The 12,140-nt window shown below is 67.8% G+C and carries 12 protein-coding genes and 1 rRNA gene; 2 read left to right on the forward strand and 11 right to left on the reverse strand.

Going from position 1 to position 12,140, the window contains the following annotated elements; translation table 11 throughout:
• Positions 1-24: 24 nt before the first annotated feature.
• From SPF06_RS06960 to SPF06_RS06975, 4 genes are all read right to left on the reverse strand, one after another.
• Positions 25-1,550 (reverse strand): 16S ribosomal RNA (locus SPF06_RS06960).
• 438 nt (positions 1,551-1,988) lie between these two features.
• On the reverse strand, positions 1,989-3,296 hold the full coding sequence (tyrS, locus tag SPF06_RS06965) for a tyrosine--tRNA ligase (protein WP_323278302.1): 1,308 nt from the start codon (positions 3,294-3,296) through the stop codon (positions 1,989-1,991).
• Positions 3,297-3,313: 17 nt separating this feature from the next.
• Complete coding sequence (locus SPF06_RS06970; protein ID WP_323278303.1) at positions 3,314-5,569, reverse strand: HelD family protein; 2,256 nt, start codon at positions 5,567-5,569, stop codon at positions 3,314-3,316.
• A 76-nt stretch (positions 5,570-5,645) separates the two neighbouring features.
• Positions 5,646-6,191, reverse strand: coding sequence for an adenine phosphoribosyltransferase (locus tag SPF06_RS06975; protein WP_323278543.1), 546 nt, complete (start codon positions 6,189-6,191; stop codon positions 5,646-5,648).
• A 136-nt stretch (positions 6,192-6,327) separates the two neighbouring features.
• Here SPF06_RS06975 and SPF06_RS06980 point away from each other — a divergent pair, with 136 nt between their 5' ends.
• On the forward strand, positions 6,328-6,927 hold the full coding sequence (locus tag SPF06_RS06980) for a GNAT family N-acetyltransferase (RefSeq protein ID WP_323278304.1): 600 nt from the start codon (positions 6,328-6,330) through the stop codon (positions 6,925-6,927).
• Between the two features lie 69 nt (positions 6,928-6,996).
• Here the strand turns inward: SPF06_RS06980 and SPF06_RS06985 are convergent, their stop codons facing one another.
• Positions 6,997-7,401, reverse strand: coding sequence for a DNA-3-methyladenine glycosylase (locus tag SPF06_RS06985; protein WP_323278305.1), 405 nt, complete (start codon positions 7,399-7,401; stop codon positions 6,997-6,999).
• A 151-nt stretch (positions 7,402-7,552) separates the two neighbouring features.
• Here SPF06_RS06985 and SPF06_RS06990 point away from each other — a divergent pair, with 151 nt between their 5' ends.
• Positions 7,553-7,879 (forward strand): hypothetical protein, encoded by a 327-nt coding sequence (locus tag SPF06_RS06990; protein ID WP_323278306.1) that lies wholly within the window; start codon positions 7,553-7,555, stop codon positions 7,877-7,879.
• Between the two features lie 82 nt (positions 7,880-7,961).
• Here SPF06_RS06990 and SPF06_RS06995 read toward each other — a convergent pair whose 3' ends face one another.
• From SPF06_RS06995 to SPF06_RS07020, 6 genes are read right to left on the reverse strand one after another with little or no spacing between them, the layout of a single operon-like run.
• Complete coding sequence (locus tag SPF06_RS06995; RefSeq protein ID WP_323278307.1) at positions 7,962-8,348, reverse strand: hypothetical protein; 387 nt, start codon at positions 8,346-8,348, stop codon at positions 7,962-7,964.
• Complete coding sequence (locus SPF06_RS07000) at positions 8,341-9,105, reverse strand: M23 family metallopeptidase (protein WP_323278308.1); 765 nt, start codon at positions 9,103-9,105, stop codon at positions 8,341-8,343. Before SPF06_RS07000 ends, SPF06_RS06995 begins: the two co-directional genes overlap by 8 nt.
• Entirely contained in the window at positions 9,106-9,768 is a 663-nt protein-coding gene (locus tag SPF06_RS07005; RefSeq protein ID WP_323278309.1) for a collagen-like triple helix repeat-containing protein, read from the reverse strand. It lies immediately after the preceding gene.
• Positions 9,758-10,054: a prefoldin domain-containing protein gene (locus SPF06_RS07010; RefSeq protein ID WP_323278310.1), complete on the reverse strand. Its 297-nt coding sequence runs from the start codon at positions 10,052-10,054 to the stop codon at positions 9,758-9,760. The genes SPF06_RS07005 and SPF06_RS07010 overlap by 11 nt, the downstream gene beginning before the upstream one ends.
• A gap of 13 nt (positions 10,055-10,067) precedes the next feature.
• Positions 10,068-11,186, reverse strand: a complete 1,119-nt coding sequence (locus SPF06_RS07015) for a hypothetical protein (protein WP_323278311.1) — start codon at positions 11,184-11,186, stop codon at positions 10,068-10,070.
• Positions 11,183-12,139: a tail fiber domain-containing protein gene (locus tag SPF06_RS07020; RefSeq protein ID WP_323278312.1), complete on the reverse strand. Its 957-nt coding sequence runs from the start codon at positions 12,137-12,139 to the stop codon at positions 11,183-11,185. The genes SPF06_RS07015 and SPF06_RS07020 overlap by 4 nt, the downstream gene beginning before the upstream one ends.
• Position 12,140: the final 1 nt, after the last annotated feature.

Below are 12,140 nucleotides of genomic sequence, written 5' to 3' on the forward strand. Positions count from 1 at the left end.
CCCCCGGGAGGAGGGGCTCCTTAGAAAGGAGGTGATCCAGCCGCACCTTCCGGTACGGCTACCTTGTTACGACTTAGTCCCAATCGCCAGTCCCACCTTCGACGGCTCCCCCCACAAGGGTTGGGCCACCGGCTTCGGGTGTTACCGACTTTCGTGACTTGACGGGCGGTGTGTACAAGGCCCGGGAACGTATTCACCGCAGCGTTGCTGATCTGCGATTACTAGCGACTCCGACTTCATGGGGTCGAGTTGCAGACCCCAATCCGAACTGAGACCGGCTTTCTGGGATTGGCTCAGCCTCACAGCATCGCAACCCTTTGTACCGGCCATTGTAGCATGCGTGAAGCCCAAGGCATAAGGGGCATGATGATTTGACGTCGTCCCCACCTTCCTCCGAGTTGACCCCGGCAGTCTCCCATGAGTCCCCACCCTTACGTGCTGGCAACATGGAACGAGGGTTGCGCTCGTTGCGGGACTTAACCCAACATCTCACGACACGAGCTGACGACAACCATGCACCACCTGTGGACCGGCCCCGAAGGGAAGCCCCATCTCTGAGGCGATCCGGCCCATGTCAAGCCTTGGTAAGGTTCTTCGCGTTGCATCGAATTAATCCGCATGCTCCGCCGCTTGTGCGGGCCCCCGTCAATTCCTTTGAGTTTTAGCCTTGCGGCCGTACTCCCCAGGCGGGGCACTTAATGCGTTAGCTGCGGCGCGGAGGACGTGGAATGCCCCCCACACCTAGTGCCCAACGTTTACGGCGTGGACTACCAGGGTATCTAATCCTGTTCGCTCCCCACGCTTTCGCTCCTCAGCGTCAGTTACAGCCCAGAGACCTGCCTTCGCCATCGGTGTTCCTCCTGATATCTGCGCATTTCACCGCTACACCAGGAATTCCAGTCTCCCCTACTGCACTCCAGCCTGCCCGTACCCACTGCAGACCCGGGGTTGAGCCCCGGGCTTTCACAGCAGACGCGACAAACCGCCTACGAGCTCTTTACGCCCAATAATTCCGGATAACGCTCGCGCCCTACGTATTACCGCGGCTGCTGGCACGTAGTTAGCCGGCGCTTCTTCCGCAGGTACCCTCACCGCCGAAGCGGCTTGTCCCCTGCCGAAAGGGGTTTACAACCCGAAGGCCGTCATCCCCCACGCGGCGTCGCTGCATCAGGCTTGCGCCCATTGTGCAATATTCCCCACTGCTGCCTCCCGTAGGAGTCTGGGCCGTGTCTCAGTCCCAGTGTGGCCGGTCACCCTCTCAGGCCGGCTACCCGTCGTCGCCTTGGTAGGCCATCACCCCACCAACAAGCTGATAGGCCGCGAGCCCATCCAAGACCGCACAAGGCTTTCCACCCCCCACCATGCGGCAGGAGGCACATATCCGGTATTAGACCCAGCTTCCCAGGCTTATCCCAGAGTCAAGGGCAGGTTGCTCACGTGTTACTCACCCGTTCGCCACTAATCCACCCCGAAGGGCATCATCGTCCGACTTGCATGTGTTAAGCACGCCGCCAGCGTTCATCCTGAGCCAGGATCAAACTCTCCGTCAAAAACGAAAAAACAAAGAAAACCAGCCGCGCCCGGAAAAAGACGCAAACCGGCAATCCGATCCAAGCCGAAAACCCGGCCAAACCACACGGGGGTGCGGCAGGCCAGGCAAATCCAGCCATCAAAAAAATGGCGTCGATCAAACATGGCACGCTATTGAGTTCTCAAACAACAGGCCCCTACGGAATAACCAGAGCAATTCAGTCTGGCATCGCCCCGCGGAACGATGTTCTAATTTACCTTCCCGAGCGCATCAGCGCAAATCCGCGGTTTTCGAACCGAGGCGCGCCTTGCGGCTAATAAGGAAAGGATTTCGGTCTCCGCCCTGCGGCGGCGACTCGAAATACAGTACACGGCCCCGACTCAGACAGCAAATCCGCCCAGACCCCCGGGCGTGTCGCTCGGGGCTCTGGGCGGATGAGATGCTAGCGCCGGTCGGGTCAGTCCTTCAGGATGGCCGTCGCGAGGCTCTTCTTGCCGCGGCGGACGAGGAAGTAACGGCCGTGCAGCGCGAGCTCCGAATCCACGACAGCTTCGGGGTCGGTGACCTTGATGTTGTTCACGTACGCGCCGCCCTCCCCCACGGTGCGCCGGGCCGCGGACTTGCTTTCGGAGAGGCCCGTGGCGACCAATAGCTCGATGATGCCGAGCTGATCGACGGTGACTGCCGCCGTCGTCAATTCAGCGGTCGCGGCCTCAAGCGTGCCCTCGTCGAGCACGCCAAGGTCTCCGTTGCCGAACAAGGCGGCCGACGCCGCGATGACCTTCTCGGTCGCGTCGACTCCGTGGACCACAGCCGTGACCTCGAACGCGAGCCGTCGCTGTGCCTCGCGGGCGAACGCCCGCTCTCGCACGGCAGCCTCGAGCTCCTCGATCTCCGCGCGAGTGAGGAACGTGAACACCTTGAGGCGGTCGATCACATCGGCGTCCGCGGTGTTGAGCCAGAACTGGTAGAACGCGTACGGCGAGCACATGGCGGCGTCGAGCCAGATGGCGTTGCCCTCGCTCTTGCCGAACTTCGTCCCGTCCGCGTTCGTGATGAGCGGCGTCCCGAGCGCGTGAACGGTCTTGCCCTCGACCTTGCGGATGAGCTCCGTCCCGCTCGTGAGGTTGCCCCACTGGTCCGACCCACCGGTCTGCAGGACGCAGCCGTAGTCCCGGAACAGCTCGAGGTAGTCCATGCCCTGGAGGATCTGGTAGCTGAACTCGGTGTACGAGATGCCCTCGTCCGAGGCCAGCCGTGACGCGACGGCGTCCTTGCGGAGCATCGTCCCGACACGGAAATGCTTGCCGACATCCCGCAGGAAGTCGATCGCCGAGAGCGGTGCGGTCCAGTCGAGGTTGTTGACCATGCGCGCGGCATTTTCGCCCTCGAAACTCAGGAAGCGCTGCACCTGGGCCTTGAGGTAGCCGACCCACTCCGCAACGGTGTCCTTCGTATTGAGGGTGCGCTCCGCCGTCGGCCGCGGATCGCCGATGAGCCCCGTCGAGCCGCCCACGAGCCCCAACGGCTTGTGCCCCGCGAGCTGGAGGCGGCGAAGGAGCAGGAGCTGGACGAGGTTGCCGAGGTGGAGGCTCGGGGCCGTCGGATCGAAGCCGCAGTAATACGTGATCGGATCCCCGGCGAGGAGAGCCTCGAGCTCCGCCTCATCGGTCGAGACGTGGACGAGGCCACGCCACACGAGCTCCTGCCAGATATTCGGGAAGCTCGGATCGTTCTTCTGCGTATCGAGTAGTGTCTGCGGCACGGCTTCTACGGTATCAGTCACGCCACGGCCAATTCGGCCTCGATGCCCGCAGGAAGGGGCTCGGACGAGATGAGCCGCAGCCGCTGCGTGGGCCGGGTCATTGCGACGTATAGGTCGCCGACGCGGCCGTGATGCGCGTCCACGAGGCGGGACGGTTCGAGGACCACGACGACGTCGAACTCGAGCCCCTTCGCCTCGCGCGGATCTATCACGACGATGTCCTGGTCGAAGCTGCCCGCGCCCTGGCCGACGCGAGCCCCGTACACGTCGCGGAGCGCTGCCCGCGCGGGCACCACAAGCTCCTCCGGCGCGATCACCGCGACGAGTCCGCCGTCGGCCGCACGGAGCTCCTCGGGCATGGAGGCCACGAGCCTCCCAATGACCTCGCCAGCCGGAACCGTGTCGACCAGCGGCGGCCACTGCCCTTCGCGGACGGCCTTCGGCGCCGAGACGGTGAGGCCCGCCGCGGCCGCCATGCGGGCCGCCGCCTCCGCGATCTGGCTCGGCGTGCGGTAGTTGACCGTGAGCTCCTCGAGCTGCCACCGGTCGCCGAAGAACGGCGTGAGCGCGGAACCCCACGACGACGCCCCCGCGGACGCGCTCGTCTGGGCGATGTCGCCCACGATCGTGAACGACTTGAGCGGGCACCGGCGCACGAGCAGGCGCCACTGCATGTACGAAAGCTCCTGCGCCTCGTCGACGATGATGTGGCCGTACGCCCATGTGCGGTCCCCGACCGCGCGCTCGGCCGCCGTGAGCCGCGCCTCGGGCGCCTCCTGGAAGTCGGCGAGGTCCTCGGCGCTCACGACCCCGTCGATGCCCTGCTCGCGCAGCGAGCTGTCGAGATTCGCGAGCGTGCGCTCGGCGTTCTCGAGGTCGCGCCTGCGGTCGGCCTCGCGGCGCGCGGCCTCCGAGCCGCCGCTCGCGTCCGCCTCGCCGAGCAATTCGGCTGCTTCGTCAAGCAGAGGGACGTCGGCCTCGGTCCATGGGGCATCCACTGGGCGCACGAGGAGTTCGCGCTCCTCGGCGGTGAGGTTCGTCGCGACCGCATCGAGGATCGCGCGCTTCGAGAAGAGCTCCGCGAGGAGCTTCTGCGGCGCCATCGGCATCCAGCACAGGTTGAGCGCGACCCTCACGTCCCGCGCCTGGCGGACGTCCTCGGCCAGGTAGGCCCGGTCGGCGTTGTTCCCGACGCTCGCGGCCTCGATCTTCGATTGGAGCTGCTCCGTGAGCTCGCGCAGGAGGATCTTGACGAACGTGTTGCGGGCCTCGTTGTAGGGCTTCCCGGTCGCGCGCGCCTTGTCGCGCGCGCGGCGCACCTGCCGCGGCGTGAGCAGGAGCTTCTGCCCCTCGACGTCGAGGATCCTGTCTCCCGCGGGGATGCGCTGCCGGTTCGCGACCGCCGCTGCGATGACCTCGGCCATCCGCTGGCTCCCCTTGAGCTTCGCGATGCGGGCATCGTCCTCCGGCACCGCAGCGATGCCCGGCATGAGGCGCCCGAGGCTCGACATGACTACGCCCGTCTCGCCGAGCGAGGGCAGCACGCGTTCGATGTACTTCATGAACGACGGCGACGGCCCCACGAGCAGGACGCCCGCCGACTTGAGCCGGTCACGGTGGCTGTACAGGAGGTACGCGGCGCGGTGGAGCGCGACGGCGGTCTTGCCCGTGCCCGGCCCGCCCTGCACGACGAGCGCGCCGGGCATCGGAGCGCGGATGATGCGGTCCTGCTCGGCCTGGATCGTGCTCACGATGTCCGCCATGCGGCCCGTGCGCTTCGAATTGAGGGCCGCAAGTAGGGCGCCTTCGCCTTGATGGTGGTGCGCAGCGTCGAGCATGTCCGAGTCGAGGATGTCGTCCTCGATGGCCTTGACGTCGCGGCCCTGCAAGATGAGGTGCCGGCGGCGCCGCACACCTTGGCGGTCGAACGCCGTCGCCTGATAGAAGTGGCTCGCCTCGGGGGCGCGCCAGTCGACCATGAGGCGCCGGAGGTCATCCGTGCTGAGGCCGATGCGCCCGATGTACTGGGCCTCGCCGTCGTCCAGGTCGAGGCGGCCGAACACGAGCCGATCCTCGACCGCGTCGAGCTGGGCGAGCCGATCTTCATACATCGCCGCGAAGGCGTCCCGCTCCGAGATGTTCTGCACGGAGCCGATCGCGCCCGCCTTGCGCACCGCCGCGAGCTGGCCGCGTTTCTCGTCCCGCAGCTCATCGAGCCGGCGGTACAGGCCCCTCACGTAGTCGCGTTCGTGAGCCAGATCGGCGTCGAGCATCGGCGCATTCCCCTTACTGCAATGACGGACCGTCCATTCTACAGCGATTTGGGTGAACGTGCCGGAAACCGCGTGCTCAGCCGGCGATGCGCTGAAGCGAGCGGACCCGGTGCCCCGCGAGCGCGGCCCGCCCGTGGAGGCCCGTGAGCTCGAGGACGACGCCGATGCCCGCCACGTGCGCGCCCGTGCGCTCCATGAGGCGGGTCGCCGCCGAGAGGGTGCCGCCGGTGGCGAGGACGTCGTCGAGGAGGAGGACGCGCGTTCCCCGCGGAATGTCCTCCTCGTGCACCTCGAGCGTCGCCGTCCCATATTCGAGCGCGTAGTCCTCGGAGATCGTGCGCCGCGGGAGCTTCCCCTTCTTCCGCACCGTGATGACCCCGGTGCCCGTCGCGAACGCTGCCGCGGCGGCGAGGAGGAAGCCGCGGGCCTCGACGCCCGCCACGAGGTCGAACTGGCCCGCGAACGGTTCGGTGAGCGCGTGCACGATCACGCGGAAGCCCTCCGGATCGGCGAAGACCGGCGTGAGGTCCTTGAACGTGATCCCCGGCTTCGGATAGTCCTCCACAGTGGCGCACAGACGGTCGAGGATGTCATCGACCGAGGCCCCTCGAGGCGCTGGAATCCGCGGATCCGAGGGGGTCGACGCGCGGCCGGAAGGGGTGCTCTCAGGGGTCACCATTCCACGTTACCCAATGTTCATGTCCACATGGCCCCGGACCCCATTCCGCGGAGGTCGGGCAGGTGCTTCAATATTCCGCATGCATCACACGGTTGCGCTCGCCGGGCACGGCGTCCGCCTGCTGCCGCTTGCGCCCCTGCAGGCCGAGCAGCTCTTCCCGCTCATCGACGCCGAGCTCTGGTCAGGCATGGCCGCGCGGCGGCCCGAGTGCGTCGAAGAGCTCGTTGGGCTCTTCGTTGCGCGGCTCGACGACCCCGCGGCCCTCCCCTTCGCCGTCGCCGATGCGTACACCGGCTCGCTCGCGGGCACGACGGGGCTCTATGAGCTGAGCGCCCAGCACGGGCGGGCCGAGATCGGCGGGACCTTCTTCGGGCGAGCGTATTGGGGCGCGGGGATCAATCCCGCCTCGAAGCTCCTCCTCATGGGCCACGCGTTCGAGGACATCGGCGTGAGCCGCGTCGCCTTCCGCGTGGACACGCGCAACGGGCGCAGCGCGAAGGCACTCCTCAACCTCGGCGCCGTCTATGAGGGGACGCTGCGCGAATACCGCCCCGGCCACGACGGCGGGCGCGTCGACACCGCGATGTTCTCCGTGCTCGGCCACGAGTGGCCCGAGGTCAGGGGCCGCCTGCTCGACCGGCTCGCGTCCCGCTCCGAGGCGCCGCTCGACGCCGCGTAGATCCCCGCATAAGACCTGAAGACGTGCCCTGGCCCCGCGACGTCGATGTTCGCAACGTCCATCTGAACGTCAGCGGACGACGGCGTCTCCCGCGGCTCGAGCGCGGGTCCGCGGCTTTGCGGCGCGGTAGGCGGAAACGCTCGGCTCCCCGGCTAGCCAGAAGCGCCACGGATACTCGGCCGAGCCGCCCGCGCCGGCCACGCCCACGCGCGGACCGTTGAGCACGGATGCGGGACGGTGCGGCGGGGGCTCAAGCCGGAACTCGCCGCCTTCGAGAGCGGCCCCGTTGTGCTCGCGGCCGATCGCGAGGGCCTGCGCGAGCCGCGCAGGCCCTCGCGCGAGCTCGGCGTCGCGGCGCGCGGAGGGCCGGCGCGAACGCGCGAGCTCGAGGCCCTGAACGATCTCCCCCGCGCGCAGGAGGCAGCCGGACGAGCGGCCGGCGGGGCCGCACACGACGTTCGCGCAGAAATGCATGCCCAATAACCTCTAGAAAACACATACCTATATCGAGCGATCGCGCAGGATCTTCTAACAGAGAGCCTCACAACGCCCCCGAGTTCGCTCTAGAGTGATGAGACCCGACGGGTTCAAGCCGTCGAGCACTCGTACCTACAGGAGATCGATCGTGTTCAAGAAGCTGCTCGGGATCCCCGAATTCGACGGGGCCGCGGAAGTCGTGCGCGCCCTCGACGGAAACCAGCCCATCAGCCTCGGCGTGTTCGACCAGCACATCGAGGTCGTTCGCTCGCCGAAGATCGGCGCACTGACCACTGCCGGCTCTGGGAAGACGTATATCCCCACGAAGGCCATCACGTCAGTCACCGTGATCCAACGGTTCCCGTACAAGTACCTCGTGATATCGACCGCGGGTTCAATCACCGAGTTCAGGCTCACGAACCCGAAGGACGCCGATCGCGCGCTCAAAGCGATCTCGCTTCGAATCGGGACCTGAGCCCCGACTGCGAGACCTTCGCCCGGCGACGCGACGATGCCCCCGCCCTCCGATCCGGAGGGCGGGGGCATCGCTGTTCCTTCTATTGGCTCGGGCTCGGCGGCGCGACTGTGTCCGGACTCTGCGCGATCGTTCCTGGGCCTGTCTGGGTCGCAGGGCCGCCGGGGGGCGCCGGGGCGATCCACGGCAGCCAGCGGCCCGTCCACACGACGACGGCCGGCAGTGCCATGATCCGAGCGAGCGTGGCCGCGAGCGCGCCGACCGCGAGCGCGGCCGCGGTCAGCCACGCGACGACCGCGGGCGGGAGCTGCTGGCCGAACCCGGACACGAACGCGTCGACGACGGCCGGGACGAGGAGCCCGAATCCGATCGCCGCAGGGATGACGGTCTGGACGAAGGTGCGGACGGATGCCCGCCACGGGTGGGCAGCCTGAGTCGGACCGGCGGCTTCGGCGACATGGTCAGCCATGGGCTGCTCCCGTCTGGAGCCGCTTGCCGAGCTCGTCGAACACCTGCTGGGCGATGTCGGTCGGGATCGCGGCAGCGACCTGCTCCGGCGTGAGCTGTCCATAGACGAGCTTCCGGACGTTGTCCCGGATCTCGGCAACGTCACCGGGGCCTTCCGCTGCACCGAGCGCGCCGACAACCTTACGCAGGTTGTCGCGGACCTCGATCTGGTCCTGGTCTGAGAGGGTCATGAGGAATCCTTCCGTGTCTATTGGGGTGATGTCGTTCGCTTGGGGTTCTAATCCGGATGGGAATCCGGTGCAGTAGCGGCGCGGATCCACCCGCCCGTAGGTCCGTTGATCGAGGGCGTAGCCGGGGGGCAGAGCCTCGAAGTGGAGATGTGGGCCGGTCGAGGCCCCGGTGTTGCCGGTGTACCCGATGACCTGTCCCTGCCTGACGGACTGCCCCGCCGTGACCGACACGCTGGAGAGGTGGCCGTAGGTGAAGTCCGGCTGCGCGTCGCCGCAGTTGAGGATGATGCAGATGGAGCCCATCATCCAGAGCGGGTTGTCGTTCGGCGTCCAGTCAGCCTGCCCCGCGAAGTCGATCACGCCATCGCCCACCGCGACGACCGGCGTCCCGATGGGCGTGGCGAAGTCGCGTCCCGTGTGACCCCCGGGCGGGTTCACTGGAGTGCCGTCGGGGAGCGTTGCGCCGGGGTTCGCTCCGAACTCCTGGGTGACCTCGAACTCGGGGTCGACCGGCCATATGTAGCCCATCTATTTCCCTCCAATCAGAGAGTTGGCGGTGCACGTGTAGGTCGTGGACCCGGGCGGGTCCGGCGTGCAGGTATAGGTGCGCCCAGAGGCGTCGACGAAGGTGAAGCTCGCCGGGGCAGGGCCTGCCGGACCTGGTGGCCCTGTCGCGCCTGCGGGACCCGGGCCGCCTTGTGGGCCGGGGGGGCCGGCTGCGCCCTGCTGTCCCGGCGGGCCCTGCTGCCCCGTCGCCCCGTCCGCGCCGGCCGGTCCCTGTGCCCCGGGGCTGCCCTGAGGGCCAGGGGTTCCGGGGGCGCCAGCGGGGCCCTGCGCTCCGTCCTTGCCGTCGATGCCGTCGCGCCCGGCGGGGCCTGCCGGGCCGGGGGCCGGGCTCTGGGCGACATCCTGGGCCTTGCGACAGATGTTCCGTCCGGCTGTCGTGTCCGCGAAGTCATCTCGCTGGCACGCCGCAGCGAACTCCTGTGCGAGCGACTGCTTCTCGGCGGTCTGCGCGGCGGCCAGCCGCTGGTTGTCCACGGCGAGCCATGCCGCCGCCAGCCCGAACAGCACCGCCGCGATCGCCGCCGCCACCAGGAGCAGGTTCCGCCTGCGCATCGCCCGGTTGCGGCGGCTGAGGTCGCTCTCCTGCCATGCGAGGGATTCATTCCACTCAGACTCAGCGGTCATTCTCATCATCCTTGGGCCACTCGGAAGGATCAGGCTCGATGTCGTTCGCGATGAGCTGCTCCCGCCACTGCCCTGCCGTGCGGCGCATCACGCTCAGCTTCCGCTCGAGACGGCGCACTGCCGCCTTGAGCTCCTCGATGCGCTCCTTGAGAGCCGCTATCAACTCGCGCTCTCTCCTCTCGCGCTTCCGGTCCGCTCGGTTGATCAGCCACGCGACACCGCCGCCGAGCACCCCGAGAAACGTCCCCACAGAGGCCAGGAATCCGCCCCATGTCTGAAGATCCACACGCTTTCCGTCCTCAGCCCACCTGCACGACGCAGAGGTGTCCGGTGTCCCACGCGGTTGCGTTGATGTTCTGGGGGAATCCGGAGGACTGGGAGACCATGAGCTCGAGGTAGTCCCCGGCGACGAGGTCGAGATTGGGGACAGCGGCCTTCGCCGAGTACTGGCTGAGCGCCCCGTTGTTCGTGATCGGGACAGCCTGCCCCCCATAGCCGATGTCCGTGCCGTTCTTCCTCAGCCACGCCACGACGCGGCCGGTTGCGGCATTCGTGGAGAACCCGGCCCCGCCGGCCACGCTGTAGCGGCCCGAAACTGTGATCGTGACCCTGGTGGGCTGCGCCCCGAGGTTCGACATGGAGTCCGTGTCCGTGACGGCGGTGCCGAACTGGACCGCTACGGAGGCGCCATCGGCGAAGGACTGCACCGGAGAGACACCGACCGTCGTCAGCGTGCAGCTCGCGCCACCGCCTCCGACCCATTTGGCGCCGTCCCACAGCTCGAGCGTTCCCTTCCGATCGAGCCGCTTCGCCGACATGCCGATCGACGGGCTCGTGATCTCGTCCCGCTCCGCCTGGTTCCGCACCGGGACCGGAGCGCCGCGCGCCGCCGTGTGCCGCCACACCTGGGCGATCGTGTTCGGAGACTGGGACGCGTACGTCGTGCCGGAGAAGATCTGGGCTTCGGCTAGCACGTAGGCTCCGGCGGGAACTGAGCCGTAGGGCTTGGTCGGCGTCGACCCAGACGCTCCCTGGACGACGCCGACGACTGGCTGGTTGTCGGTGTCGCCCTTGCCGGGGTCCCGCTGGAGCACATACACGAGGTCCCACCGCGAGCCCGAGCCCGGGGCCGCCGCCGACACGGCGTTCGTGGTGCCCGTAAGCGTCGGGTTGTAGACCCCCTCGTTCGCCGCGCGGCCGATCACCAGCTGGCACGGGGCGATGTCGTATGAGAACCCATCGGAACGGGCCGTGACGAGGTTCGTGGCGGACTGTGCGAGGACACCCGAGCGCGGCACGCCGGGCGCGTTCTCCGCGTACAGGCCTGCGAGCGCGAGGCGTGCCTCGACGGTGGTCGTGCCGACATAGCTCGGCGATGTCCCTGTGACGGGGACGCCGATGGCTCGGTTCGCGGTCATGCCGTGCCTCCTTGCTGGGGTGCGATGGTGTACGGATCGGGGGCAGGGATGACCTCGGGCGGGTTGTTGCACGCCGTCGACGGCGCTGCGGTCCACGCCGCTGCCGGCGGGGCGAAGGCGGGCAGCACCTGCTGCATGGCTGCTTCGAGGGCTCCGAGGCGCTCTTCCTGGTGGCGCAGGAGGCCTAGTAATGCGACGGCGAGAAGGTCGTAGCGGACGCTCTCGATGCGGCCGTCGTACCACTGGACGAGCTCGGGGAGGTGCTCGGCGACCTGCTCGGCGATCAGGCCGAACTCGGTTAGGCCGCCGTTGATGCGCTCGTAGAGGACTGGCAGGAGGGCGAGGACCCGGGCAGGGTCGATCCAGTGCTCGCGGGCGTTCTCCTTGTAGCGGATGCTCGAGGTGTTCTTCCCGAACTTGAGGTCGTTGCCCTGCCACATCGCGAAGTACGAGGTTCCGCCGACGTTGTTGTTGTAGCCCCAGCTCGACCCGGTCGCGTCCGCGACTGCCGAGGTGACGTCAGCGCCGGGGTGGGTGTGCGAGCTCGGGGGGAACGTGGACGGCTTGCCCGTGATCGCCGCCCAGGACACCGAGGACCCGGTGACGAGCTTGACCCAGACGCCGTTGACTGTGTCCCAGATCTCCCCGCCGTAGGAGCCGTCGGAGAGGAGCTTGCCGAACCGGGCGCGGGGCTGGTTGCTTGCCGGGTCGTAGACGACGAAGGTGCCATCCGAGGTCTGCAGGATCCCGATTGTGTGCCCCGTCGCGTCGACGGTGTAGAACCCGGTCGTGTCGGCGCGGATCCCGGCTCCTGTGGTGTCGCTGATCGACATGGACCTCTGCGGGGCGCCGCGCTGGAGACGCTCGACCTCCTTCTTCGCCTCGGCCTGCTGGTCCCAGAACCTCGCCTCGGGGTCGGGGTCGGGGATGCTGCGCGGGATCAGGTCCGCCACG

The sequence above is a fragment of the Sinomonas terricola genome, from assembly GCF_034931225.1.
In the GTDB taxonomy this organism is placed as follows: domain Bacteria; phylum Actinomycetota; class Actinomycetes; order Actinomycetales; family Micrococcaceae; genus Sinomonas; species Sinomonas terricola.

What these genes read in the sequence shown, in the direction of transcription:
- SPF06_RS06970 (WP_323278303.1), bottom strand. Translation starts at nt 5,569, where the DNA reads ATGCTCGACGCCGATCTGGCTCACGAACGCGACTACGTGAGGGGCCTG.
- SPF06_RS06980 (WP_323278304.1), top strand. Translation starts at nt 6,328, where the DNA reads ATGCATCACACGGTTGCGCTCGCCGGGCACGGCGTCCGCCTGCTGCCG.
- SPF06_RS06985 (WP_323278305.1), bottom strand. Translation starts at nt 7,401, where the DNA reads ATGCATTTCTGCGCGAACGTCGTGTGCGGCCCCGCCGGCCGCTCGTCC.
- SPF06_RS06995 (WP_323278307.1), bottom strand. Translation starts at nt 8,348, where the DNA reads ATGGCTGACCATGTCGCCGAAGCCGCCGGTCCGACTCAGGCTGCCCAC.
- SPF06_RS07000 (WP_323278308.1), bottom strand. Translation starts at nt 9,105, where the DNA reads ATGGGCTACATATGGCCGGTCGACCCCGAGTTCGAGGTCACCCAGGAG.
- SPF06_RS07005 (WP_323278309.1), bottom strand. Translation starts at nt 9,768, where the DNA reads ATGACCGCTGAGTCTGAGTGGAATGAATCCCTCGCATGGCAGGAGAGC.
- SPF06_RS07015 (WP_323278311.1), bottom strand. Translation starts at nt 11,186, where the DNA reads ATGACCGCGAACCGAGCCATCGGCGTCCCCGTCACAGGGACATCGCCG.